We start from the raw sequence: 24,659 nt of genomic DNA, 5'->3' as shown, positions 1-24,659 counted from the left end.
GCACCGAACGAATGCCAACGTACAAGAGCGGCCAGCAACTACTCGACGAGGCGCGCGCGCGCGTCACAGAGATTTCGGCGCGCGACGCGATCGCACTGCGCACCGCGAATCCCGACGTGGTGTTTCTCGACATCCGCGAACAGCCCGAGGTAAATCTCGGAACGATACCGGGCGCCGTGCATCTACCTCGCGGATCGATGGAGACGAAAGTCGAAGGGCTCGTGCCGCGCGAGAAGCGAGTGGTTGTTTACTGCGCGAATGGCAATCGCTCGGCGTTCGCCGCGGATACGCTGCAGCAGATGGGGTATCGCGACGTCGAGTCAATGGCGGGCGGCTTCCGCGATTGGGTCTCGCTCGGCGGCGACGTCGAGGGTTGAGTAGTCTCTCATCAGCGGTAACGGCGTGACGTCGATCGACGCGGTGCTGGAGCTGCCCGATGTACGCCGACTGCGGGCGGCGCTCGCGGCACGGCCCGGCGTGCCGATCAACGCGGAAGACGGCTTACGCCGACTCGCGGCGATCGCGCTCGTGCTCCGGCCGGGTGAAGGAACGGACGCCGATCCCGAGCTTCTGATGATCAAGCGCGCCGAAGCGGAGGGTGACCCCTGGAGCGGTCACGTGGCGTGTCCCGGTGGCCGCATGGAGCCGGGAGATCATGATCTCGAGCAAACGGCGGTCCGAGAGACGTGGGAGGAGACCGGTGTCGATCTTGCTCGCGATGGCCACGTGCTCGGCGCGCTCGACGACATCAGTCCACGTTCGCCGACGCTGCCGCCGATCATCGTTAGGCCCTTCGTCGCCGTCGTGAAGCCGGAGCTGGAGATTGTACAGAGCTCGGAGGTTGCCGAGTCGTTCTGGGTCCCCCTCGCCGCGCTCCGCGAACGTGCCGCGTGGGGAACCGCGATGATCGCCATCCGCGGTCATAGTGAGCGAGAGGTGACCGTGTTCCGCCACGGAGCGTATACGGTTTGGGGCCTCACCGAGCGGGTGCTGCGGCAGTTTCTGGAGTATCTGGATAGAGGAGCTTAGGGGCTAGGGGCTAGGGGCTAGGGGCTAGCGCGTCGGCCTCCGACGCCAGCCCCTCTTCTCTAGCCCTATCCCTCTTGCCGTTAGGCTTTCGAGACTTCCGCCATCAGCGCGAATACGTTCTGATCCTGATCGCGGAAGAAGCACATCCACAGGTCGTGATCGGGCATGCGCGCGACGACATGAGGCTCATCCTCGAACGCGACATTGCGGTCGCGCAGCGTTCGATACGCCGTCTGAATGTCGGCGACACGGAAATACAGAATCGAGCTCGGGTGGTCGAACTCCGGCTTCTCCGGTCGGCTGAGCATGATTCGCACGCCGTCGCAATCGAAGAAGGCCAATCCCGGGAACGCGAAGAGGAATCGCATGCCGAGCGCGTCCCGATAGAACGCCGTGGCGCGCTCCACGTCTTTCACGACGATCGCGATCTGACCGATGCGCGAGAGCGAAAGTGGTGTTTCGGCAGAAGCGGGGGCGGACGCAGGCGCAGGCGAAATCGCGGGCATATCTCCCTCCAGCGGCGTGAAAGTACTTAGCTGAGCTAATCAATTATTTCGCTCTTGAGGCCGATCGCGCAAGATCCGCCCTTGCATTGTGTGAGCCTCAAGAAAATATTAGGCAAGCCTAATTTTTCTCATGTCACTTCCCGAGCCACTTCCCAAGACCAAGCCGAGCGCGGCAACGCCGGAGCACGGCTGGCGCCGCGCTCGTATTGCACCGAGTCTCGCCGAGGTCTACCGGAGTGTGCCGGTAAGCGACGGCGCATGGTGGAGGAAGATTCTGGCATTCGCAGGCCCGGGTTACCTCGTTGCGGTCGGTTATATGGATCCGGGCAATTGGGCGACCGATCTCGCCGGCGGCTCCGCGTTCGGATACACCCTGCTGAGCGTGATTCTGCTCTCGAACCTCATGGCGGTCCTCCTACAAGGGCTCGCCTCGAAGCTCGGAATCGTCACCGGACGCGACTTGGCGCAGGCCTGCCGAGATCACTATTCCCGTGGCACCAACATCGCGCTCTGGTTGCTATGCGAGATCGCAATCGCAGCTTGCGATCTCGCCGAGGTCATTGGTGCGGCGATCGCGCTCAATCTCCTGTTCGGGCTTCCGTTGACCTGGGGAGTGGTTCTTACGGCGCTCGACGTGATGCTCGTGCTCTTCCTGCAGAACAAGGGATTCCGTCTACTCGAGGCACTCGTCGTCGCGTTGGTTGCGACGATCGGTCTCTGCTTCCTGTTCGAGATGCTTCGCGCGAAGCCAGACCTGGCCGGTGTTGCCACTGGCTTCATTCCGCGGCTCGACATTGTGCGCAATCGCAGCATGCTCTACATCGCGATCGGCATTCTCGGCGCGACGGTGATGCCACACAATCTCTACCTCCATTCTTCGATCGTGCAGACGCGCCGCTACGCCGAGACGAGCGCTGGCCGTCGTGAGGCGGTACGCTACGCGTTCGTGGATTCGACGATCGCGTTGTCGTTCGCGCTCTTCATCAATGCGGCGATTCTCATCGTCTCGGCGGCGGCATTTCAAACACGCGGACATACGGGCGTGGCGGAGATTCAGGACGCCTACAAGCTCTTGACCCCTCTCCTCGGCGCCGGCGCGAGCGCGGTGTTCGCGCTTGCACTCCTTGCCTCGGGACTCAATTCGACGCTCACGGGAACGCTGGCTGGTCAGATCGTGATGGAAGGGTTCCTGCACATACGACTACGGCCGTGGGTTCGGCGGCTCATTACGCGTGCGATCGCGATTGTTCCGGCAGTGCTGACTGCTATCTTGTACGGCGAAAGTGGGACGGCGAAGCTGCTGGTGTTCAGTCAGGTTGTTTTGAGCTTGCAACTGTCGTTCGCGGTCTTTCCGCTGGTGCGCTTCACATCGGAACGAGCGAAGATGGGCGAGTTCGTGAACCGAGGGTGGTTGAAGTTCCTCGCGTATACGGTCGCGGTGGTGATCGCCGCGCTGAATGCATGGTTACTCATGCTGACGATCCGCGGGTTCGGCGGCTAACGCCTAACGAGGAGGAGCGCATCCCATGTACAAGCGCATTCTCGTTCCGCTGGAGCACTCGCCGTACGACGAGTCGATTCTGACTCACGTGCGCAGGCTCGCGCGCCACTGCGGCGCGTCGCTCGTCCTCATTCACGTGGCCGACGGGTGGGCCGCTCGCAACGTGCGCCAGCTGCACCTGCGCGAATCCGAAGAAATGCGCGAGGACCGGGAGTATCTCGAGGAGGTGGCGGCGTCGCTCGAGGCCGAGGGTATCGAAGCAGAGTGCGTCCTCGCTGCCGGCAGTCCGGGCGGCGAGATTGCCGACGCGGCGTTGCGCGAAGGGTGCGATCTGATCGCCATGTCGACCCATGGCCATCGCTTCCTGCAGGACTTGCTGTACGGAAGTGTCGCGAACGAAGTGCGACATATCTCGCGCGTACCCGTCTTGCTCGTTCGCGGCGAGCGACGGCTATCCGGACCCAGGGCCGAGGTGTCGGCAACGCACGAAAGCGGCGGCCGCCCAACGCCGCCCGGAGCTGGCTCATGAGCGCCGTGAAGGCACTTCACGCGCTGACGGCACCTGTTGAGGATTATCTAAAGGCGATCTTCGAGATCGAAGGTGCCGACTCGACCGGATCTCTGGATCACAGCGGCGTCGCCGGCACCAACGACATTGCGCAAGCGCTGGGGATTGCTCCGGCATCGGTCACTGGCATGTTGCGTCGGCTCGCCGAGCAAGGACTGATCAGCTACGAGCGATATCGCGGCGTGCGACTCACGGAAGCTGGCCGGCGCGCCGCGCTCCGCACCATTCGGCGGCATCGCGTCATCGAAGCGTACCTCACGAAGGCGCTCGGCTATCCGTGGGATTGCGTCCATGACGAGGCGGAGCGGCTCGAGCACGCCGCGTCGGACGAGCTCATCGATCGGATGGCTGCAGCGATTGGCGAGCCGACGACCGACCCCCACGGTGCACCGATTCCGACGCGCGAGGGGACCTTGGAGGCGCGTGACCTCGTTGCGCTCGCGGATATCGCCGTCGGCGAGGTCGTGAGAGTGCGTCAGGTGGGAGATCGCGATCCGGAACGTCTGCGCTATCTCGCGGAGCTCGGCGTCACGCCGGGTGCGGATGTCCGTGTCGTTGGACGGGCGCCATTCGGGGGTCCGATCACGCTCCACATCGTCCGCAAGGGGAACGAGCGAGCACGCGCAGCGATGAGAGGGATGCGCGCGGAACGAGAGCGTGCGATCGGACCGGCGCTGGCCGCGCAGATCTTCGTCGAGACTCGTCGAAAGCGCGAGGCGTAGCTCGAGTGGGTTGGCGCTTCCTGCCTTCAGGGAACGAAGCTTGCCCGACTTGCACCCCGAATCCATTAACGGAGTCAGCGCGTGGCTATCGAGCGAATTGCGATCGACCCCGACGCAGGGATTCCGCATCTGGTGCGTCAGCTGGGTGAAGACTCGAAGCGGCTCGTCGCCGATGAGGTTCGGCTTGCCAAGCTCGAGATGACGGAGAGCGTGCATCGCGCGGGCCGGGGTGCGGTGCAACTAGCGGTGGCCTTTGGGATCGGCATCGTGATGCTCGTGGCGCTCACCATTTTTCTCGTGACACTGATCGGGCGGCTCGCCGCGGGTCACATGTGGGTGGGTGCAATCGTCACCGGTCTTCTGGAGCTGGCGGCTTCCGTTGTGCTCCTTCGCCGGGGTCTCGGTGTGATTCGTCAGCCATCGTACTCGCTCGAGGAAACGCGCGCCGCACTCAAGGACAGCGCGGCCTGGGCGCGCAGTCCTCGCGACGCGACAGGCTCGGCGCGATAGAATCGACGCTGTCCGCCGATCATCTTTCAGTGGCGACCCGGGGGGCGCGCGAGCGCCCCTCACTTTGCTCGTTAGGCCACCGGACCGTCGATCGTGCTGATCCCACTATTCTCCGTGCTCCTCGCTACACAATCAATCGACTCGTTACCGCCGCGGCACAGACCGCGGACCGTCGCCGTCGACGAACGGCTCGCGCACGACGCGGGCATTCGCGTCGGCGATAGACTGGTCCTCGCGGCCACGCCGGGCCATGCGGGCGACACCGTAATCGTGTCGGCGCTCATGAAGCGGTCGAGCGATCCGTCGGAAGTGGCGCGCGGTGCGTATCGCATTCGGGTGCATCTCGACGAGCTGCAGCAGCTAGTCGGCTACGGTGAGCGCGTCGAGCGGTTCGCGGTCGCGACACGAGGGCGCGCGGGCGTCGACAGCGCTCTTCGAGCGATCGACGCCGCGGCGTTCGGCTTTCGCGCGTATCCATCGCGGCAAATAGCCGTCGAGAGCTCGACCACGTTCCTGGTCGTGAGCCGGTTTCACCGCGCGATCGGCATGATCACCATCGTCGCGAGCGCCGTCTTTCTTCTCTGCATCATGCTGTTGAAAGTGGACGAGCGGCGACGCGACGTCGCGGCTCTGCGCTTGATGGGCATCTCGGCGCGAACGATCGTACGCAGCGTCGTGCTCGAATCCGCGCTCATTGCGACATGCGGGAGTATCGCTGGTGTCGGCATCGGCAGCATCGTGTCGGCCTATGTGAACTGGCACTATCGCCGCGTCTACCGCACGCCGTTGACCTTCTCGCTCGTGACCGCTGAGATTGTCGCCATTGCCGTGGCGCTCTCGTTAGCGCTCGGCGTCGGCGCCGGTTGGTTGGCAGCGCAACGGCTCGTTCGCCGGCCGCCTCTCTCCCTCTTCGGCCGTTGAGATCGCAGTGATCCTCGCACTGGCGCGTGCGTCACTCCTGCGGCATCGGGCGCGCACACTCCTCGCCGTCAGCGGTGTCGCAATCTCCGCCGCCATGCTGCTCGACATGGTCATGCTCGCATCGGGGATGCGCGCTTCCTTCAGCTCACTATTGCTCGCGCAGGGATTTCAGATTCGTCTGGCGCCGCGCGGAACGTTGCCATTCGATACGGACGCGACGATCCCCGGTGCCGCGTCGATTATCGCGCAGCTTTCCGCTCGTCGTGATGTCGTCGCTGTGAGTCCGGTGCTCGGCGCGCAACTGCACGTGGAGCGCGGCACGACATCGGTGAGCGCGGCGGCATTGGGCACCCTCGCGGCGGTTCAGGGTGACTACAAGGTGCAGAGCGGGCGCGCACCGGTCGCGGAAAGCGAAGTTGCCGCGAACGATGCATTGCTCACGGCAGTCAGTGCGCGCGTTGGCGACACAATCCGCGTTGCGGCGGGATTCGATCCGCAGCTCCGCAGCTTCACCGGACAGCGCGCGCTGCGGATCGTCGGACGCGTCCATTTCATTTATCTCGCCGCGGGTGAGCGGGCGATTGCATTGCCACTCGCGTCGTTGCAAGCGATGGAGGGTTCGTCCAACACTGACCGTGCCTCCCTCATCATGGTTCGACTGCGAGAAGGCGCGGACGTCGAAGCGACTCGTCGAGCGATCGATCGTGAGATCCCTACCGTGAGCGCGATCTCGACGGCCACGGCGATCGAGCAGGTCGAGCAGCGCCTCAGCTATTTCAGGCAGCTGGCATTCATTCTCGGGACGGTAAGTCTGGCGGTGGGGTTCCTGCTCGTGACGACCCTCGTCACGGTGTCAGTGAACGAGCGGCTCGGTGAGATTGCCGTGATGCGAGCGATCGGCATGCGGCGTTTTCGCATCGTTGAGCAGATACTCATCGAAGGCACTGTCATCATGATCGTGGGGGCGGTTGTCGGACTGGGTCTTGGTCTCCTCACCGCCCGGTACCTCAACTCGATCCTCTCCGCCTTTCCTGGCCTCCCCGAAGCGATCGACTTTTTCCTCTTTCAGCCGCGCGACGCCTGGATCGCGCTCGGATTGCTCGCTGGGTGCGGCATTCTCGCGGGCGTGTACCCAGCGTGGCGTGGCGCATCGCTGCCGATAGCAGGCACGCTGCGAGAGGAGGCGGTCGCGTGAGCGACGACGGCGTACTCGTTTCCGCGCGCGAGCTCCATCGCGACTACACGATGTCCGCCGGGGTCGTCCACGCCGTGCGTGGTGTGTCGCTGGATGTTCGGTCCGGAGAGTACGTGGCAATCGTTGGGCCGTCCGGGTGCGGCAAGTCGACGCTGCTCAACCTGCTCGGCGCGATCGACGAGCCATCGTCAGGCACGTTGTCCATTGGTGGACAGCTGGTAAGCGGTCTGTCCGATCGCGAAGCGACTCTCTTTCGGCTACGCAACATCGGATTCGTGTTCCAGCGCTTCTACCTCATGCCAGTTCTCACCGCGATCGAAAACGTGGAGTTTCCGATGGCTGAAGCCGGAGCCGGGAGGACAGAGCGGCACGCGCGCGCACGCGAGCTGCTTGCGTACGTCGGTCTCGGTGAGCGAGTCGACCATCGTCCGACGGAGCTCTCAGGAGGAGAGCAACAACGCGTCGCCATTGCTCGGGCTTTGGCGAATCGGCCAGCGCTGGTGCTCGCCGACGAACCGACTGGAGAGCTCGACGCGCACACTGGCGCCGAGGTGATCGCACTTTTCGAGCGGCTGAATCGCGACGGAACGACGATTGTCGTCGTGACGCACGACGAGGATCTCGCAAACGCGGCGCATCGCGTCATTCACATGCGTGATGGCGTGATCATCGACGAGAGGCATCGATGATCACGCTGTTGGCGCTTCGTAACTTCTTACTTCGCCCCTGGCGATCGGTTTTTCTCTTGCTCGGCTACAGCCTCGGCGTCGGAGTGATGATCGTTCTCCTGTCGATCGGTGAAGCCTTGCTCTCGCAAGCGCGGCAGGAACGGCTCGTCGGCGGGGGACAGATCACGATATTGCCGGAAGGGATCGACGTCGAAGTGTTGAAGACCGGTGGCCTGGGCGGGATGTTCTTCTCGATCGATCACGCTCGATTCATCTATCGGCAATTGCTCGCCGCTCCGCGACTTGCTCCGTGGATCGCGGCCACGGCGCCAGAGATCGACTCCAAACTCGTCTATGTGCGTCTGCCTAACGGTCGGGAGATCGCAGTCGAGGCCAATGGGGAGATTCCTTCGCTCAGTCGGGCCGTGGGTGCCGGGCCGGACGTCGCCCAGGGCACCTGGGCGGACGACGACCTCGATCGACGCTGGCGCGATCCAACGTTGCCGGAGTTGCGCGACGACATCGATCGGTTTCATCTGCCACCGCCGAGCGCGCGCGCTGATTCGACGTGGGGCGAATGGCACTATTTCAACGTGCTGTCGAGCGATCATCGCCGATGGGCGTACGTGTCGCTCATTGTTGGAGGCCGCGTGCCCGAAGGTCCCTGGGGCGGCCAGGTACTCGTAACGCTTCACGAGCAGGGAGGTCGGTCGCGCCGGTTCGTCGCGGCGGTCCCCGCGACGGGCGTGCGGTTCTCGACGATGCACGCCGACCTGACGATGGGGACGTCATCGGTGCATGTGCTACCAGACGGACGATACGTCGTGCACGCGCGCGCACGCGAGGAGAACGGCTCCGACAGCGTCGACGTACGCCTAACGGTCACGCCGAGCCCCGGCGCGTATTTTCCCGGTGCGGCGCTCTCGAGCGGAGAGGTCGTGTCCGGATACGTCGTCCCGGCGCTGCGCGCCGACGCCGATGGGACAATCTGCATCGCCAGGCGAGGCTCGCCGTTAGGCTGCGAGCAGTTGCGCGGCGTGCAGGCGTATCACGACCACAACTGGGGTGTCTGGCGCGGCGTGAGTTGGGAATGGGGCGCGGCGCGAGCAGGTTCGTTCGCGATCCTGTACGGCCGCGTCGAGCCGCCGGACAGCGTCGTCGCCAGTGAGCCGTTGTTTGTGTACGTGGTCGACTCGCTCGGCTTTCTGCGCGTCTTTCGGCCACGCGTGATCACCTACGACGATTCATCTCCAACCGCGCGTGAAACGGTGCGAGTGCCCCGTACCGCCGAGCTATTCGATGCCCGTGGCGACGACACGCTTCGTGTGACGCTCAGAATCGAGGACGCAACGATCACCGACACCCGTCGTCCCTTGATCGAACGAGGCGATTATATGAATGCTCGACGAATCGCGCGCCCGTACTTCCTGCAGATGAAGGGCGTCGCCCGGCTCGAAGGCCGCATCGATGGCCGGCCCATACGCGCCGAGGGATACGGGTTCTTCGAGACGTACCGTTGAGCGCTCAATGCACCTCGCCCGTATCTTCGTCACGGCGCTCGGCGAGTCGTCGCTCGAGCTCGTCCGCGCGCTCCGTCGTGCGCCGCTCGGTGTGCTGACGGCGTTCGACGCCGCGGCGGTACCCCTCACCGACAAACGACCGCACTTGCTCCCACTCGCAAGGCCGGTCCGCGCAGTCGCGCCAGCCACGCGCCAGCTCCGGCTCGACCTCTGAAAAGGTGCGATCCACAAAATTCGGATTGCTGCTCGCAATGTGTCCGAGAAAGTACGCACCGCGCACGTCGTCGTAGCTGCGGTCGGAGAGACGCGAATCGGACGACTCGTAATGCGCCCGGAACTGTTCGTCATCTTCGGCGCTCAGCTTCTCCGCTGCTTCGCTGATGGCGCGTCCCGTCCACCAACCACCGATCGCACCGGCAATCCCGCCGAGCAACGTTCCAACGGGACCCGCCGACGATCCAATACCTGCGCCGAGCAATACACCCGCGATTCCTCCGGTTGCCTCGCCGATCTCATCGCCGAGACTCGCCTGTCCGTGGTGTGGACCGAGTGCGACGTCCTTCGCGCGCTCGATTCGCCCATCCGTTGACTCTCGCTCGGCCACCGTGTCCTCGTGGTTGCTCATTCGGTGTTCCTCGATACTGCTCAGTGACGTTTGGGCAAATTCGGGACCGGCTTGACACACCTCGGAAGCGACTGCCGATTGTGTCGTCATGGTCGATAGGACAGGGAAGGGAGCGATCGCGGAAAAGGCCGCCGCCCGGGTTCGCATCGGAACGCAGGGATGGAATTACGACGCCTGGGTTGGTCCCTTTTATCCCGTCGGTACGCGGCCCACCGATTTCCTGGCGATCTATTCTCGCGCGTTCGACACGGTGGAAGTCGATTCCACGTTTTATGCGGTGCCGCCAGCAAAGACCGTACGTGGCTGGGCGGACCGAACGCCGCCTGGTTTTGTGTTCGCGCTCAAAATGCCGCAGGAGATCACTCACGAAAGGCGGCTGAGAGACGTCGGTGATTCCGCAAGTCTGTTTTACGAGCGCGCCCGTGAGCTCGAGGACAAGCTCGGTCCGATCCTGATCCAGCTCGGTCCTGACTTCTTGCCGACGGAACTTCCGGCGCTGGCGCATTTTCTTCCCACGCTACCTCGCGACATGCGCTTCGCGATCGAGTTCCGGCAGCGGGGCTGGATTCATGACGGAGTCTTGGCTCTGCTCGCCGAGCACGGCGTCGCGCTGGCGCTGACCGATGCGCGCTGGATCCCGCGTAAGCAGATGATGCAACTTGCCGCGCAACCGACCGCGGATTTCGTTTACGTACGGTGGATGGGTCCCGATCGCGCGATCATCGATTACTCTCGCATCCAGGTAGATCGTGCGCACGAGCTCGAGCTGTGGTCGGGCGTGTTGTGGCCTCTCGCGGTGCAGGGACGTTCGGTGTTCGGATACGTGAACAATCACTTTGCCGGCCACTCGCCGGAGTCAGCGCGCCAGCTCCAGCTCCTCATGCGCCAAACGCCGGTCGATCCGGCGCGACTCGGTGAGCAGTTGACCCTGTTCTAAGCACCCGTGACGATCGCCCTCGACAGTATTCGTGAAGCGGCGTCGATTCGCGAATCCGCGATCGTCGCGACCGATGCCTGGCATGCGCGCGCCGTCGTATTCGCGGCCGCGTGCGTGATGATCGGCGTGTACTGGGACATTTCGTGGCACATGACGATTGGCCGCGACACGTTTTGGACACCGGCGCACTTGCTGATTCAGGCGGGCGGCTTGATCGCCGGGCTGTCGTCGGGGTACGTCGCGCTGCGAAATACCTTCGTCGGCACGGGAGCGCAGCGCGAGGCGTCCGTCGGCTTCTGGGGCTTCCGCGCGCCGTTAGGCGCGTGGGTGTGTGTCTGGGGATGCGGGGCAATGGTTCTCTCGGCACCGTTCGATAATTGGTGGCATAACGCGTATGGGCTGGACGTACAGATCATCAGCCCACCACACATGATTCTCGCTCTTGGTATCGTCGCAATTACCGTGGGCGCGCTGTTGCTGACGCTGGCGCGCCAGAATCAAACGACCGGCACGGAGCAGAAGCAATTCGCCACGTTGTTCACGATTGCCGCGGCCTTCTGGATCATGAACGTGTGGGTCATGCTCTCCGAGTACAGTTACAAGGAGTTCATGCACTCCGGGTTGTTCTATCGCGTCGCGGCGACGTATTACCCGCTCGTGCTGCTGACGACGGCGCGCGCGAACACGCTGCGGTGGCCGGCAACGAAGGCGTCCGCCGTGTACATGGGATTGACGCTCGCACTGATGTGGACACTGCAGGCCTTTCCCGCCGAGCCGAAGCTCGGACCGATCTATCAGCGCATCACGCACATGGTGACGATGGATTTTCCGGTGCTGATGGTGGTTCCGGCATTCGGATTGGACGTCGTGCGGCAACGACTGCATGGCCGCGTGCGTGATCTTTGGCTCGCGCCGCTCCTCGCCCTGACGTTCGTTGCGCTCTTCCTCGCGGTCGAGTGGCCATTTGCGAGTTTTCTCATCACCACGCATTCACGGAACTGGTTCTTCAACGGCGCCAATTACGTGTATTTCATGACCAACCAGTTCGCTGCGCGGACCTTCTCATTCGCGGATTGGGAGCCGTGGTCACGACCGCTTGCGCCACAGTTGGCGTTCGCCGCCCTGCTGGCGACGATCTCGAGCTACGTCGGCCTGAAGTGGGGAAGCTGGATGACGAAAGTGCGGCGATGATCGCGCGCGTCCTGCGCGCGTTGACGCTCGCACTCACGTTCATCGCCCTTGTTCCTTCACTGTCGGACGCACATGTCGGCAGCCCAGACGTGGTCTTCGACGGAAAAGCAGGGACCTACGACGTGCGCGTCATCGTCCGCGTGCCGTCGGTCGTGCCGGGCCTCGCGGACGTCACGGTACGGGTGCTTCGCGGCGATGAGCGGCGCGTCCTGATTCGCCCGGTCTTCTGGCGTGCCGGCGTCGCGGGAGCACCCTCCGCGGACGTGGCGACGCCGGTGCACGGCGCCTCGAAGCTGTACAGCGGCCAGCTGTGGCTCATGGCGCGCGGCGCGTATAGCGTTTACGTAACTGTCGAGGGAGCGGAAGGTAGCGGCACCGTCGCGGTGCCCGTCGTCTCCGTCGCGACCGGACGGCTGGGGATGAGCACCGGACTCGGTCTGCTGCTTGCCGCGTTAGGCGGACTGCTCCTCGCGGGGCTGATCACGCTGGTGTACGCCGGCGCCGGCGAGAGCGTCGTCGAGCCCGGCACGACGATCGATCCCCCGACTCGACGTCGGGCACGTCTCATGACGATCGTGGCGGCGCCACTGCTCGCGATGGCGCTCCTCGGTGGCGCGAAATGGTGGCAGAGTGTCGACGCGACCTATCAAACGCGCATGTACCATCCGCTCGCGACGCGCGCGAGCATCGCTCGCGAGGCGGGGCGGCCCGTGCTGCGTTTCGCGGTCGTCGATCGTAATGGTCGCGATCTACAGCTCGACCCGCTCGTGCCGGATCACGGAAAGCTGATGCACCTCTTTCTGATCGACAGCGCGACACTGAACGGCTTCGCCCACCTTCATCCGGTCTACACTGGCGCCTTCTACAGCCCACTTCCGCCGCTTGCACCGGGAACGTATCGGCTCTTCGGCGACATAACGTTCGAGACGGGGTTGACCAACACTCTCGCTGGCAACCTTCAGCTCACGCGCGAGGATTCGTTGCTTGCCGCAAGCTCGACACCTGGCGATCCGGATGACGCGTGGATCAATGCGTCCGGCGCCAAGCGAATCGATCGCATCGCGACGGTCGACACGCTGGCCGATGGGTCGACGATGGAATGGCGGTCCGACTCCGCCAAAATCCGTGCGGGCGACGAGACGACACTGCGCTTCCGCGTGCGCGACCCGAGTGGCACGGTGGCGAGACTCGAGCCCTATCTCGGGATGAACGCACATGCGGTCATCGTGCGCGATGATGGATCCGTTTTCGTACACCTTCATCCAGCAGGCACCGTCTCTTTGACGGCACAACGAGTCTTCGCTCTACGTGACCGTGGCGACACGACGACGAGGGGGCGGTTGAAGCTCGGTGCCGACACGATGCAGAACGCGATGCCGATGGCGGGCGAGTTCTCGTTCCCGTACATCTTCCCGCGCAGCGGCTCCTATCGCATCTGGGTCCAGGTGCGCCGCGATGGACGCGTTGTCACGGGCGTGTTCGACGTCGTAGTCTGACGTCGATCGAGTACCTTTCGTCTGCATGCCTCGACGATTGTTGCTCTTTCTATTGCTCGCCCTCGTGGTGGGCGCGGCGTGCATTCGGCTCGGCTTCTGGCAGTTGAGCCGCCTGGCGCAACGCAGGGCTCGGAACTCCGTAGTGAGTGCGCGCCTCGCCGAGCCGATGGTCCCGCTCACGAGCTTGCACGCTGACAGCGCGAGCGTGCTTCGCCGCGCGATGGTCTCCGGCACGCCCGACTTCGATCACGAAATAGTGCTGGCGGCTCGGAGCTACGAGGGATCGCCCGGCGTCTACCTTTTCACGCCGCTGCGCGTGGCGGGTAGCGATACGGTCACTCTCGTCAATCGCGGCTGGATCTATGCGCCCGACGGCGCGAGTGTCGACCTCACTCGCTGGCGCGAAGCTGGGACGCGCTATGTCGGCTACGCAGAGCTGCTTCCTCGCGGCGCCTCGAACGCTCCGGACGGAGTGCTCCGGCGCGACGCACGCGTGGCACGCGAGCTGAATCTCGTGACTGTGAACAGCCTGCTTCCGTACCCCGTCTCGCCGCTCTATCTGGTCGCCACCGCACAGGACACGACCAAGCCGGTGGCCGAACGCGTCGCCCGGCTACCGGCTCCGGCGCTGGACGAAGGCCCGCACCTCAGCTACGCGCTGCAGTGGTTCGCGTTCGCAGCGATCGCGTTGATCGGCGGGGCGGCGGTCGCCGTTCGGGGACGAACGCTGTGAGCAAACGCACGGCCTGGAGGATGCATTTCGGACAGGTGGTTGGTAGTTGGTTGTTGCCGCTTGGTGGTGGGTCTTGGTACCAGCAACCAACCACGAACCACGAACAACCAGGCTGATACGCCCGATTGAACGGCGCGTCTTATGACGTGTAGAATGCGAAAGGTCTTGGCTTTACGGTCACTTTTCTGTGAGCTCTCCCAATGGCTGACAAGTCCGCGGCACTCGCCTCCGAAAAGGAAGCGCGCGACGTCGCTGAGTCCGCGCGCGAAAGCGAGTGGTCTGGTCCGAGTTTCGTTCGCGAGCTCTTCCTCGGTCGCTTCCGTCTCGATCTGATCCATCCGCATCCGGCGGAGGACCCGGAAGAGGAAGCACGCGCGCGCCCATTCTTCGAAAAACTCTCCGCGTTCCTACATCGTGTCGATTCGGACATGATCGATCGCACCGGCGAGATCCCGGAGGAGTACATCGAAGAACTACGCGCGATGGGCGCATTCGGAATCAAGATTCCTCGCGAGTACGGCGGTCTCGGCCTGTCATACACGAGTTACGTGAAAGCCATGGCGATGGTCACGTCGAAAGACGGATCGATCACCGCGCTGCTGTCGGCACACCAATCGATCGGTCTGCCGCAGCCATTGAAGCTTTTCGGCAGCGACGAACAGAAACGTCGATTCTTTCCACGGCTCGCGAAGGGCGCTATCTCGGCCTTCGCGCTCACCGAAGTCGATGCTGGCAGTGATCCCGCGAACATGCACGCGTCGGCGAAGCCGACGGATGACGGCAAGTTCTTCATCCTCAACGGCGAGAAGCTGTGGTGCACGAACGGTACGCGCGCCGATCTCTTCGTCGTCATGGCACGAACGCCGGACGCGCCGGGGAAGGACGGCAAACCGCGCAAGCAGATCACGGCCTTCATCGTCGAGGCCAACTGGCCCGGTGTCGAAGTGGTGCATCGCTGCCGATTCATGGGGCTCAAGGCCCTCGAGAACGGCCTCATTCGATTCACGAATGTGAAAGTACCCCGCGAGAACATCCTCTGGGGCGAAGGCAAAGGGCTCAAGCTGGCGCTGATAACGCTGAACACTGGCCGCCTGACGCTCCCCGCGAGCGCTGCTGGTGGCTCGAAGGCGATGCTGAACGTTTCGCGCTGGTGGTCGAACGAGCGCGTGCAGTGGGGCGCGCCGATCGGCAAGCACGAGGCGGTTGCGCAGAAAATCGGCATGATGGCGGCGAACACCTTCGCGATGGAGGCGATCTCGGGCCTGACGGTCGGCCTGGCCGAGCACGGTGGTTACGACATTCGGCTCGAGGCGGCGATTGCGAAGATGTACAACACGGAGCACGGTTGGAGGATCGTCGATGACACGCTCCAGATCCGCGGCGGCCGTGGCTACGAGACGGCGGACTCGCTGCGTGCGCGTGGCGAACCGGCGATTCCCATCGAGCGTGCGATGCGTGATTTCCGCATCAATCTGATCTTCGAGGGCTCGTCGGAGATCATGCGCCTGTTCATCGCGCGTGAGGCGGTGGATCATCACTTCAAGTTGGCGTTCCCGATCGTCTCGCCCGATTCGTCGTTAGGCCAGCGATTCAAGGCGGCGGCGAAATCGGCGCCGTTCTACGCCACGTGGTATCCTTCGCGTTGGTTGCCGCGCGCCACGAGCTTCAGCGAGTTCGGATCGTTGGCGAAGCATCTGCGTTTTGCCGAGCGCCGCACCCGCAAGTTGGGCCGCTCGTTGTTCCACGCGATGGTCCGCTTCGGTCCGCGCCTCGAGCGGAAGCAGATGGTGCTCTTCCGCGCCGTCGACATCGGCGCCGAGCTGTTTGCCATTGCGGCGGCCTGCGTTCGCGCTCAGATGCTGGCGAAGAACGGGAACACCAAGGCGATCGTCCTGGCTGATCTCTTCTGCCGCGAGGCGCGGCTCCGCGTGGACTCGCTCTTCGACCGATTCTACGGCAGCAACGATCAGACGATTTACCGTGTCGCCCAACAGGTCCTCCGTGGCGAACACGCCTGGCTCGAGCAGGGCATCATCGCAATGATCGACGCCGAGGATGAGCGCGAACCCGTTGGCGATGACGCGGAGAAGGGAGAGCCGGCGGTCGCTCGCTGACCGGCGGTCCCTCTCAGTCGGCGACGAAGGCGGTGTACCCTTCGTCGGCGATTGCTTCTTCGATCTCGTCGACGTTGGTGCGGGACGGATCGTAGCGCAGCGTCGCCGAGCCGATCGCTACCTCTTCGACCGTCACGCCAGGCGTCTTCGTTAGGCGACCCTTCACGGCGCGCACACAATGCTCGCACGACATTCCTTCAATGGTCAACTTGAGCGGTTCCATTCGCGAATCGTCGGTGTCAAAGTGAGTGTCGAGCCTTCCACTTGAAGATCGCACGCGCGGCAAGTCCGGCAAAGAGACGCCGTCTCGATCCGTGAACGACGAGCTTCGCGCACGTGTGCTCGCCGAGTTCGAACGACGCTTCGGCGGCAGACCGTCCTTCGTCGCGCGCGCACCGGGGCGGGTGAATCTCATCGGCGACCACACGGATTACAACGATGGTTTCGTGCTGCCGATGGCGATCGATCGCGAGATCTGCCTCGCCGTCCGGTCGCGCGACGACCGGCGCGTCATTGTCCATTCGCTCGATTTCGATCAAGAGGCCGACTTCTCACTCGACGACGGAAATCCGCGTCGCGAAGGTCGCTCGTGGGTCGAGTATCTCCGCGGCGTCGGATGGGCACTGGATTCCGCGGGACGTCCCACGAGCGGATGGGAAGGTGTCGCCGGCGGTGATGTACCGATCGGAGCCGGACTCTCCTCCAGCGCGGCGCTCGAGCTGGCGACCGCGCGCGTTTTCGGGGCCCTGAGCGGCGTTGTGTGGCAGCCGGTCGCGATGGCGCGTCTCGCGCAGCGCGCCGAGAACGAATGGGTCGGCGTGAACTGCGGGATCATGGATCAGCTGATTTCTGCCGCCGGCGCCGAGGGCCGTGCCCTCCTCATCGACTGCCGAACGCTCGAAACCCAGCTCGTCACCATGCCGCCTCACGTTGCCGTTGTCGTGCTCGATACGGCGACTCGACGCGGACTGGCCGATTCGGCGTACAACGAGCGTCGCGCGCAGTGCGAGCAAGCCGCGCGACTCTTCGGCGTCCCTGCCTTACGAGACGTCGATTTCGTGAAGTTCACGGAGCGCCAGAGCGAGTTGGATCCGATAACGCGGAAGCGTGCGCGCCACGTCATCACCGAGAACGCCCGCACTCTTCAGGCAGCGACATTGCTCGAGCAGGGCGACGTGCGCGCGCTCGGAATGCTGATGGACGAGAGCCACGTGTCGCTGCGATACGACTTCGAGGTCTCGCGCCCGGAGCTCGACGCAATGGTAGCGATCGGGCGTCGCCAGAAAGGATGCCTCGGAGCGCGCATGACCGGCGCCGGTTTCGGGGGCTGTGCCGTCGCACTCGTCGAGCGCACCGAAGCCGATTCGTTCGCGCGGATCGTGGCCACGGAGTACGAGGCCGCAATCGGTATCCGGCCTGCCGTGTACGTCTGCGCTGCTTCGGCCGGCGCGACCGTGGAGAATCTCAGCGCCTAACGCTACAGAATGACGCCGTGCAAAACGACGAGGGCGACGGAGAAGTAGATGACGAGGCCGGTGACGTCGACCGCCGTTGCCACGAAGGGTGCGGATGCGCTCGCCGGATCGAACCCGAGACGCCGAAAGAGAAAGGGCAGCATCGATCCCACTATCGTCCCGAACGTGACGACACCGACGAGCGCGAGCCCGACGGTGAGCGCAACGAGATGCACTTCGATCGTGATGCCCGGATGCTGATTGTAGTTCTGTCCGAGCGGCAGCCCGAACACGTGCATCGAATGGTCGTGCAGATACTGCCAGAGCTCGATGCGCACGTAGCCGATCAGGCCGAGAATCACACCGAGCGTGAGACCAGCAGGGAGCTCGCGAATGACGACGCGCCACCAGTCACGGATCCCCACCTCCTGTAACGCGAGCGAGCGAATCATCAGCGAAGTGCCCTGCGACCCTGAGTTACCGCCGGAGCTGATGATGAGCGGAAGAAAGAGAGCGAGCACCGTCGCCCGGTCGATGGTGCCCTGGAAATAGCCGAGCGCCGTGGCGGTGAACATTTCCCCGATGAACAGCGCGCACAGCCAGCCCGCGCGCTTTCGAATCATCCGCCAGAAGCCGATCTGCATGTACGGCTCGTCCAGCGCTTCCATACCGCCGAGCTTCTGAACGTCCTCCGTCGATTCCTCCTGAATGATGTCGATGACGTCGTCGACTGTAATCACACCCATGAGGTGGCCCGACTCGCTCACCACGGGTATCGCGACGAGGTCGTAGTTCGACGTTAGGCGCGCCACCTCCTCGCGATCGGAGTTGGGACCGAGGGCCACCACCTCGGTCCAGGCAATTTCGGAGATCTTCGCGCCGGGCTGCGCCGCGAGGAGCTCGCGGAGCGACAACACGCCTGCGACGCGACCCTCGGCATCTGTCGCATAGATCGCGTACATCGCCTCGCGCCGACCGGATCGTGCGAGCGCGCGCACACGATCGAGCGCATCTTCCACCGTCGTCGCCGCCGGCACGGAGACGAACTCCGTCGTCATCAGGCCGCCGGCCGTATCCGGATCGAAGCGGAGTAGCTGCTCGGTTTCTTTACGCGCCTCGGTCGGAATCTCCGAGAGGACTTCTTCGGCGTGCTCCTCCGAGAGCTCGCTCAACTCCTCGAGCGTGTCGGCGCGATCGTCCGGCGTCATCTCGGTGACGAGCTCCGCGGCCTGCCGGGCGCTCATCTGCTCGAGAATCTCCGCGCGGAGCTCTTCGTTCAGGTACTCGAGGACGTCCGCGGCGCGCTCACGTGGCAACGCCGAGAGGAACAGTGGAACGCGCTCCGCCGGCAACAGCTCGACGACGTCGGCGAGATCGGCGGGGTGGAGCTCCTCCGTCTCCGCGGCGATGTCGGCCGGAGAGTCCTCGAGCAGCGCAAGAATGTCCGGCGCGACGAGCGCCGCGACGGGCAAGTCCTCGGGGTTGCGATGCGTAGGTGCCATAGCGCACAGAGGGCAGAGCGCGGACGGCCGAGCGTACAGCGTGACGCGTGAGCCGCGTCAATATAGCTTCCTCAGTCGCTCGGGCTCTACGCTCTGCCCTCTACGCTCAACCCTCTGCCCAGTCATGAATGTTGCTTTCCTCGGGCTCGGTGCCATCGGTCGGCCGATGGCGAGACGAGTTGCCGAAGCGGGGTTCACATTAACGATCTGGAATCGCACCGAGGCGCGCGCTCGCGAATTCGCTGCCGCGACGCCATCGCGTGTCGCGACGTCGCCCAGAGACGCCGCGAAAGGTGCCGACATCGTCATCACCTGTCTTCCGAATTCTCCGGACGTCGCCGCGCTGCTCGATGGCGACATGGGTCTCCTCGCGGGAATGCGCGCCGGGTCGACACTGGTCGATTGCACGTCCGGGCAGCCGGCGACGTCCCGCCAGATCGCCGATCGATTGCGCGAGCGCGAGATCGATTTCGTCGATGCGCCGGTGAGCGGTGGCGTGAGCGGTGCGGAGAAGGGCGCGCTCACCGTGATGGTCGGCGGCGACGAGACGGTGTTGGAGCGCATTCGACCGGTGCTCGCGGCCTTCGGTCAGAAGATTGTCCATTGCGGCGCCGTCGGAACGGGCGACGCGCTCAAAGCGGTGAACAACGCACTGCTCGCGGTGCACATCTGGTCGACGGCCGAGGGGCTCGCGATGCTCGTGAAAGAGGGTGTGTCGCCGAACGTCGCGCTGGACGTGATCAACGCCTCGAGCGGGCGATCCAATGCGTCGATGAACCTGTTTCCGGAGCGCGTGCTCACGCGCGCGTTTCCGCGCACATTCCGCCTCGCATTGCTCGACAAGGATGTCGGAATTGCCGCGGGCGTCGCTGCGGCGCAGCGCGTCCCGGCACCGGTGCTGCAGCTCACCGCGGCGCTGTTCGAGGCGGCGCATAATTCGTTAGGCGAAGCCGCCGATCACGTCGAGGCGGTGAAGATGCTCGAACAATGGGCCGGAGTGGAGATCGCATGACATCGACCGTTGTTGCCAGCTCCGGGGCGAAAGAAACCGTCGCCTCCGTCGACGAGATTCGTTCTCGATTCCCGGCGCTCGCGCGCGTTCACAATGGCCAGCCGGTGGCCTATTTGGACGGTCCGGGAGGCACACAGGTGCCACGCTCGGTGGTCGATGCGTTGGCGGATTACCTGTACCACCACAACGCGAACACGCACTGGCAGTATCCGACGAGCGAGGAGACCGACGCGCTGTTGCTCAATGCGCGCGAACGGTTCGCGGAATTCTTCAACGCCACGGCGGACGAGGTCGCGTTCGGGCTGAACATGACGACGCTGACCTTTCACCTGGCGCGCGGCCTCGGGCGCGCGTGGGGCGCCGATGACGAGATTGTCATCACCGAGCTCGATCATCACGGCAACGTGGCGCCGTGGCAGGCTCTCGCACAGGAGCGCGGTGTCACGGTCCGCACGGTGAGAATGAATGCCGGCGACGGCCGGCTCGACTGGCGCGATCTCGAGCGTCAGATCGGACGGAAAACGCGGCTGCTCGCCATCGGCGCGGCATCCAATGCGTTAGGCACGATCACCGACGTGCGTGCTGCCGCCGACGTCGCACACGCGGCGGGTGCGCTCGCCTATGTCGACGCGGTACACCTTGCCCCGCACGAGCTGATCGATGTGCGCGAGATGGATTGCGACTTCCTCGCCTGCTCGGCCTACAAGTTCTATGGGCCGCACATCGGCATTCTCTACGGCAAACGCGATCTCCTCGAGCGAGTGGACGTGCCGCGCCTCGATCCGGCGCCTAACACATCGCCCGAGCGCATCGAGACGGGAACGCAAAACCACGAAGGGATCGTCGGTGCGGCGGCAGCGGTCGATTTCCTCGCGTCGCTTGCCGGCCCGTCATCGCGCGACGTTCGCTCCGCGCTGCGCGTCACGTTCGATGCCCTTCATCGCCGCGGCGAAATACTACTCGAGTGGCTCTGGAACGGGCTCGCCGCAGTCGATGGCGTCACGCTGTATGGTCCGAAGCCAGGTACACCGCGCACGCCGACCCTCGCCTTCACGATGCGCGGGCACACGACCGACGACATCGCCCGCGCGCTGGCGCGCCGCGGCCTGTTCGTCTCGAACGGCGACTTCTACGCCACAACGGTCATCGAGCGACTCGGCCAGTCGGCCGACGGCGTTGTCCGCGTCGGATGTTCGTGCTACACGTCGATGGACGAGGTCGAGCGGCTGCTGGAGGCCGTGAGAGAACTCTAAAGATGATCGCGAGGTTAGCGTCCCTTCGTTGTGGTGGTGTCGGCCGGAGTGCCGCCCTTCTTGTGCGACACCAGCTCGCCCTTCTCCAGCGCGGGCAGGAACGGCTCGTACTTCGAGCCCGGATGCCAGAGCACCCATCCGTCATAGCCAGCGTCGTAGATGGCTTTCTTCTGTGCCTCGACTTCTTCAGGGCCGTACGGCGGTTTGCCGAGCGAGAATGCCTGTATCCACGGACGAACGTGCTCGGCTGAGGCGATGCCCAACTTCTGATCGCGCTGTCGCGCCGCCTCGATGGAGATCTTCTGTATCTGATAGGGCTCCGCGTTAGGCCGCGCGATGCCGAAGGACCCGTGCGGGAAGTGCGATGGATAACACATCGGCAGTAGCACATCCGTGACCGGGGCAAGCTTCTCCCACCACTGTCCCACTTCGAGCGGTCCATGGACGGTCGTGACGAAGCCGAAGACGTCCGCCGTCGAGCGTACGCCGAGCTTGTTCAGGCGCTCGCGCGCCGCCTTCAGGAACGCCGCGAGGAGCTCGGGCTTCGCCATCCCGTTCGACGCGGGAAAGACTTGCTGCGGAAGACTCTTGTACGGCTCCGGAAAGCGAATGTAGTCGAACTGGATCTCGTCGAAGCCGAGATGCACCAGCTCTTCCGCGATACCAATGTTGTAATCCCACAACGCGTGATTGTACGGATCGACCCAGGAAAATCCTTTCTTGTCGCGCCACACCGAATCATTCGGCTGCCTGATCGTCAACGCAGAGTTTGCCCGCGCCGTCGTTGGATCCTTGAAGACCACGATGCGTGCGATCGCGAACACGTTGTGCGCATGAATGGTGTCGAGCAGCGCGCGAACGTCGCGCACCATCCCCTTTCCCGTGCCTTCGTACTTGCGAAACTCGGGGTTCTGCGAGTGGAAGTTCAGCCCGAACTCGTCCTTCATGTCGATCACGAGGCCGTTGATCTCGGTCGAGTCGGCGACGCTGAGGAGCCAGTGCATGCGATGCGCGCTCTGCGCCGCGAAGCGATTGACATAGAGGCCGCGAATGACTGGCGTGGCGTTCGGATCGCGGAGTGCGACGATCGATTGCGGCGCCGGCGTCGTCGCGATGGCACCGTTCGAAACGGCAATGGTATCGGCGCTCGCCGGGCGTGCCTCACGAGTGGCCGGCACCACGGACGGCGTTTGCAGCGATGGCGTAGGCGTGGCCGAGCGCTTCTCGGAGTGCTCGGAAGCGGCGGTACACGCGGCAAGGAACAATGTGGCCACAGCGAACGAACGTCGACGAAGATGATGCATATCACACAGGGGAAAATGATCGCGAGAGAGAGCGCCCGAAGAATGACGAATCTCGCTGCTCGGTCGTTACTCTAGTACCCCGCTCCGTGGCGACCGCCACGGCCGTCTATATTTCCCGCATCCATGGCATTTTCCTCTCCTCGTAGCCGACTCGGCTGGGCGCTCGTCGTGCTCCTCGCCGCATGCGGCCGACGTGAGCCCGGCGCGCTGGCGACTACGGGTGGTCCACCGCCGCACGCCGAGTTTCTGGTTGCAACCCAGGACTCCACGTTCTGGATCGCGACCAAAGGCAGCGGCGTTCGCGCGCGCGGCGTTCCAATCACTCTGGCGCAATATGACGGGCGATTTTTCGAGATCTATCTCGCCGACGACGACCGTTCGTACGCAGACGCGCTCCTGGTTGGATTCCGTGTCTATCGCCGAGACCTGCTCAAGGGCGATTCAACGCTCGTCTTCCAGGATTCCATCGTCCCGCGCATCGCGCGCGAGTATGCGAGCGCGCATCCGGGTGCGCGACGGCTCGGTCCCGACGAAGACGGCGACGAGGATCCTCCCACGCAGGCGATGGCCGACCTCCAAGTCATCGACGTGCATGGACCCTATCTCTCATATGAGTATCACGTTGACGTACAGAGTCGCGGAGGAGAACCGTGGCACGCCACGCGCCGTGGCGTCATCGATTTGCGATCCGGCCAGTCGGCTCGCGTCTCCAATCTCTTTTCTTCCGCGGTCGCGAGCGCGCTCGTAGACAGCGGAAAGCACGAGCTCCTCGCAGCGATCGATTCGCTTCGCGGCGACGCCAGTGAGCCGGCTCGACGTGCTGTCCGCGCGCTCTCGCACATTCCATTCGACGAACGAAGCTTCGTTCTCACGGTTCCCGACAGCCAGCTTGCGGTCGAGTTCGACGTACCGCAGCGAGGTCCGAGTGCACCGGACGAGGTATTTCCATTGGATGCGCTCCGCCCGCCCCAACCACAGTGGTGGCCAAACGTCTCCCATGATTTTGCCGCCGCCAGCGACAACCTCGACCGCTGGTCACGTTTCGGGGACACCGGCTACGATGTGCTCGCCCGTTACGATTCGACTGCCGAGACCGCGCGCATCTCGCTCACCGATCATGTGAGGGAGTGGCCCGTCAAGGCCGTCGCCGCACCAGTGCTGCATGTCTTCTGGCTCGACCGGCCGGCACTCGATAGCGCGACTCGGAAGGCGCTCTCGCGGGCGTTCGAGGAGGCGGCTCAATACGACGAGGCAACCCGGACCGTGCTCGATACGCACCGTCTATCGTCCCCACGCGTTCGCTTCGCCTCAGTCCGGCCCATTTCGAGACACCCCGCTCGACGCCACGCATGAACGAGCACCCCCGTTCGGCGAAGACGGTAAAGGAAAGTCAGCACGAGTCGTCGGAGCTCATGATGCCACAGGACGCGAACAACCTGGGGCACATCTTCGGCGGCGTGATCCTCTCGCTGATGGACAAGACGGCGGCCATCTCAGCGTTCCGCCACTCTCGCGCCAGCGTTGTCACGGCGTCGATCGATCGTGTGGATTTCCGCGAACCGATCCATCTCGGGGATCTCGTCATCCTCAAGGCGAGCGTCAACTTCGTCGGTCGCACGTCGATGGAGATTGGCGTCCGCGTCGAGGCCGAGGAACTGCTCAGCGGCCGGCGTCGCCATACCAATTCCTGCTATCTCACGTTCGTCGCCGTCGATCGCGCGGGGCGACCGATCGCGGTTCCCGGCCTCATCCCTGAGACGCCGGACGAGAAGCGGCGCTTCGACGCCGCCAGGGAACGTCGCGCTCGACGGCTCGAGGAACGCGAGCGCGAAGAGCAGCAGCGATTGCGCCGCGTCCCGTCGTGACGTGCATCCACCGGTGTTAGTCTCGTGAGTACA

At 64.1% G+C, this 24,659-nt stretch carries 25 protein-coding genes; 20 read left to right on the top strand and 5 right to left on the bottom strand.

Annotated features, from left to right (window positions below):
- Positions 1-11 precede the first annotated feature (11 nt).
- Positions 12-377 carry a rhodanese-like domain-containing protein gene (locus tag VGH98_13435; protein ID HEY2376974.1) on the top strand — a complete coding sequence of 122 codons (366 nt, stop codon included), beginning with the start codon at positions 12-14 and terminating at the stop codon, positions 375-377.
- Between the two features lie 25 nt (positions 378-402).
- Entirely contained in the window at positions 403-1,029 is a 627-nt protein-coding gene (locus VGH98_13430; protein HEY2376973.1) for a CoA pyrophosphatase, read from the top strand.
- Positions 1,030-1,109: 80 nt separating this feature from the next.
- Here VGH98_13430 and VGH98_13425 read toward each other — a convergent pair whose 3' ends face one another.
- Positions 1,110-1,535: a VOC family protein gene (locus VGH98_13425; protein HEY2376972.1), complete on the bottom strand. Its 426-nt coding sequence runs from the start codon at positions 1,533-1,535 to the stop codon at positions 1,110-1,112.
- A gap of 130 nt (positions 1,536-1,665) precedes the next feature.
- Between VGH98_13425 and VGH98_13420 the strand changes: the two genes are divergently transcribed.
- The 8 genes from VGH98_13420 to VGH98_13385 all read left to right on the top strand — a co-directional run bounded on the left by VGH98_13420 (position 1,666) and on the right by VGH98_13385 (position 9,140).
- The gene (locus tag VGH98_13420) at positions 1,666-3,036 is read left to right on the top strand and encodes an Nramp family divalent metal transporter (GenBank protein HEY2376971.1); all 1,371 of its coding nucleotides are present in this window, start codon (positions 1,666-1,668) and stop codon (positions 3,034-3,036) included.
- A 25-nt stretch (positions 3,037-3,061) separates the two neighbouring features.
- A complete protein-coding gene (locus VGH98_13415) occupies positions 3,062-3,565 on the top strand; it encodes a universal stress protein (protein ID HEY2376970.1) in 504 nt (167 codons plus the stop codon).
- A complete protein-coding gene (locus VGH98_13410) occupies positions 3,562-4,326 on the top strand; it encodes a metal-dependent transcriptional regulator (GenBank protein ID HEY2376969.1) in 765 nt (254 codons plus the stop codon). Before VGH98_13415 ends, VGH98_13410 begins: the two co-directional genes overlap by 4 nt.
- Positions 4,327-4,407: 81 nt before the next feature.
- Positions 4,408-4,836 carry a phage holin family protein gene (locus VGH98_13405; protein ID HEY2376968.1) on the top strand — a complete coding sequence of 143 codons (429 nt, stop codon included), beginning with the start codon at positions 4,408-4,410 and terminating at the stop codon, positions 4,834-4,836.
- A gap of 93 nt (positions 4,837-4,929) precedes the next feature.
- Entirely contained in the window at positions 4,930-5,757 is an 828-nt protein-coding gene (locus tag VGH98_13400; GenBank protein HEY2376967.1) for an FtsX-like permease family protein, read from the top strand.
- Between the two features lie 7 nt (positions 5,758-5,764).
- Entirely contained in the window at positions 5,765-6,952 is a 1,188-nt protein-coding gene (locus VGH98_13395; protein ID HEY2376966.1) for an FtsX-like permease family protein, read from the top strand.
- On the top strand, positions 6,949-7,641 hold the full coding sequence (locus VGH98_13390; protein HEY2376965.1) for an ABC transporter ATP-binding protein: 693 nt from the start codon (positions 6,949-6,951) through the stop codon (positions 7,639-7,641). Before VGH98_13395 ends, VGH98_13390 begins: the two co-directional genes overlap by 4 nt.
- Complete coding sequence (locus tag VGH98_13385; protein ID HEY2376964.1) at positions 7,638-9,140, top strand: hypothetical protein; 1,503 nt, start codon at positions 7,638-7,640, stop codon at positions 9,138-9,140. The genes VGH98_13390 and VGH98_13385 overlap by 4 nt, the downstream gene beginning before the upstream one ends.
- Before the next feature lie 4 nt (positions 9,141-9,144).
- Here VGH98_13385 and VGH98_13380 read toward each other — a convergent pair whose 3' ends face one another.
- On the bottom strand, positions 9,145-9,765 hold the full coding sequence (locus VGH98_13380; protein ID HEY2376963.1) for a hypothetical protein: 621 nt from the start codon (positions 9,763-9,765) through the stop codon (positions 9,145-9,147).
- Positions 9,766-9,853: 88 nt separating this feature from the next.
- On the opposite strand from VGH98_13380, the gene VGH98_13375 reads away from it, so the two are divergent.
- From VGH98_13375 to VGH98_13355, 5 genes are all read left to right on the top strand, one after another.
- A complete protein-coding gene (locus VGH98_13375) occupies positions 9,854-10,702 on the top strand; it encodes a DUF72 domain-containing protein (protein ID HEY2376962.1) in 849 nt (282 codons plus the stop codon).
- Between the two features lie 6 nt (positions 10,703-10,708).
- Positions 10,709-11,893 (top strand): hypothetical protein, encoded by a 1,185-nt coding sequence (locus VGH98_13370; GenBank protein ID HEY2376961.1) that lies wholly within the window; start codon positions 10,709-10,711, stop codon positions 11,891-11,893.
- Entirely contained in the window at positions 11,860-13,389 is a 1,530-nt protein-coding gene (locus VGH98_13365; protein HEY2376960.1) for a hypothetical protein, read from the top strand. Before VGH98_13370 ends, VGH98_13365 begins: the two co-directional genes overlap by 34 nt.
- 25 nt (positions 13,390-13,414) lie before the next feature.
- Entirely contained in the window at positions 13,415-14,122 is a 708-nt protein-coding gene (locus VGH98_13360; GenBank protein HEY2376959.1) for an SURF1 family protein, read from the top strand.
- Positions 14,123-14,322: 200 nt separating this feature from the next.
- Positions 14,323-16,236: an acyl-CoA dehydrogenase family protein gene (locus VGH98_13355; protein HEY2376958.1), complete on the top strand. Its 1,914-nt coding sequence runs from the start codon at positions 14,323-14,325 to the stop codon at positions 16,234-16,236.
- A 13-nt stretch (positions 16,237-16,249) separates the two neighbouring features.
- On the opposite strand, the gene VGH98_13350 is transcribed toward VGH98_13355, so the two are convergent.
- The gene (locus VGH98_13350; protein ID HEY2376957.1) at positions 16,250-16,459 is read right to left on the bottom strand and encodes a cation transporter; all 210 of its coding nucleotides are present in this window, start codon (positions 16,457-16,459) and stop codon (positions 16,250-16,252) included.
- 91 nt (positions 16,460-16,550) lie between these two features.
- On the opposite strand from VGH98_13350, the gene galK reads away from it, so the two are divergent.
- Positions 16,551-17,711, top strand: a complete 1,161-nt coding sequence (gene galK, locus VGH98_13345) for a galactokinase (GenBank protein HEY2376956.1) — start codon at positions 16,551-16,553, stop codon at positions 17,709-17,711.
- A 2-nt stretch (positions 17,712-17,713) separates the two neighbouring features.
- On the opposite strand, the gene mgtE is transcribed toward galK, so the two are convergent.
- On the bottom strand, positions 17,714-19,192 hold the full coding sequence (mgtE, locus tag VGH98_13340) for a magnesium transporter (GenBank protein HEY2376955.1): 1,479 nt from the start codon (positions 19,190-19,192) through the stop codon (positions 17,714-17,716).
- A gap of 124 nt (positions 19,193-19,316) precedes the next feature.
- Between mgtE and VGH98_13335 the strand changes: the two genes are divergently transcribed.
- Together VGH98_13335 and VGH98_13330 are read left to right on the top strand one after the other, a co-directional pair.
- On the top strand, positions 19,317-20,204 hold the full coding sequence (locus VGH98_13335; GenBank protein ID HEY2376954.1) for an NAD(P)-dependent oxidoreductase: 888 nt from the start codon (positions 19,317-19,319) through the stop codon (positions 20,202-20,204).
- The gene (locus VGH98_13330; protein HEY2376953.1) at positions 20,201-21,457 is read left to right on the top strand and encodes a cysteine desulfurase-like protein; all 1,257 of its coding nucleotides are present in this window, start codon (positions 20,201-20,203) and stop codon (positions 21,455-21,457) included. The genes VGH98_13335 and VGH98_13330 overlap by 4 nt, the downstream gene beginning before the upstream one ends.
- 14 nt (positions 21,458-21,471) lie before the next feature.
- Here the strand turns inward: VGH98_13330 and VGH98_13325 are convergent, their stop codons facing one another.
- On the bottom strand, positions 21,472-22,761 hold the full coding sequence (locus VGH98_13325; protein ID HEY2376952.1) for a putative glycoside hydrolase: 1,290 nt from the start codon (positions 22,759-22,761) through the stop codon (positions 21,472-21,474).
- Positions 22,762-22,884: 123 nt separating this feature from the next.
- Between VGH98_13325 and VGH98_13320 the strand changes: the two genes are divergently transcribed.
- A complete protein-coding gene (locus VGH98_13320) occupies positions 22,885-24,114 on the top strand; it encodes a hypothetical protein (protein HEY2376951.1) in 1,230 nt (409 codons plus the stop codon).
- The gene (locus VGH98_13315; GenBank protein HEY2376950.1) at positions 24,111-24,626 is read left to right on the top strand and encodes an acyl-CoA thioesterase; all 516 of its coding nucleotides are present in this window, start codon (positions 24,111-24,113) and stop codon (positions 24,624-24,626) included. The genes VGH98_13320 and VGH98_13315 overlap by 4 nt, the downstream gene beginning before the upstream one ends.
- The last annotated feature ends 33 nt before the right edge of the window (positions 24,627-24,659 follow it).

This window comes from Gemmatimonadaceae bacterium (genome assembly GCA_036496605.1).
Classification (GTDB): domain Bacteria; phylum Gemmatimonadota; class Gemmatimonadetes; order Gemmatimonadales; family Gemmatimonadaceae; genus AG2.
Note: the sequence above shows the minus strand (reverse complement) of the source record. Positions and strands in the feature narration are given on the sequence as shown.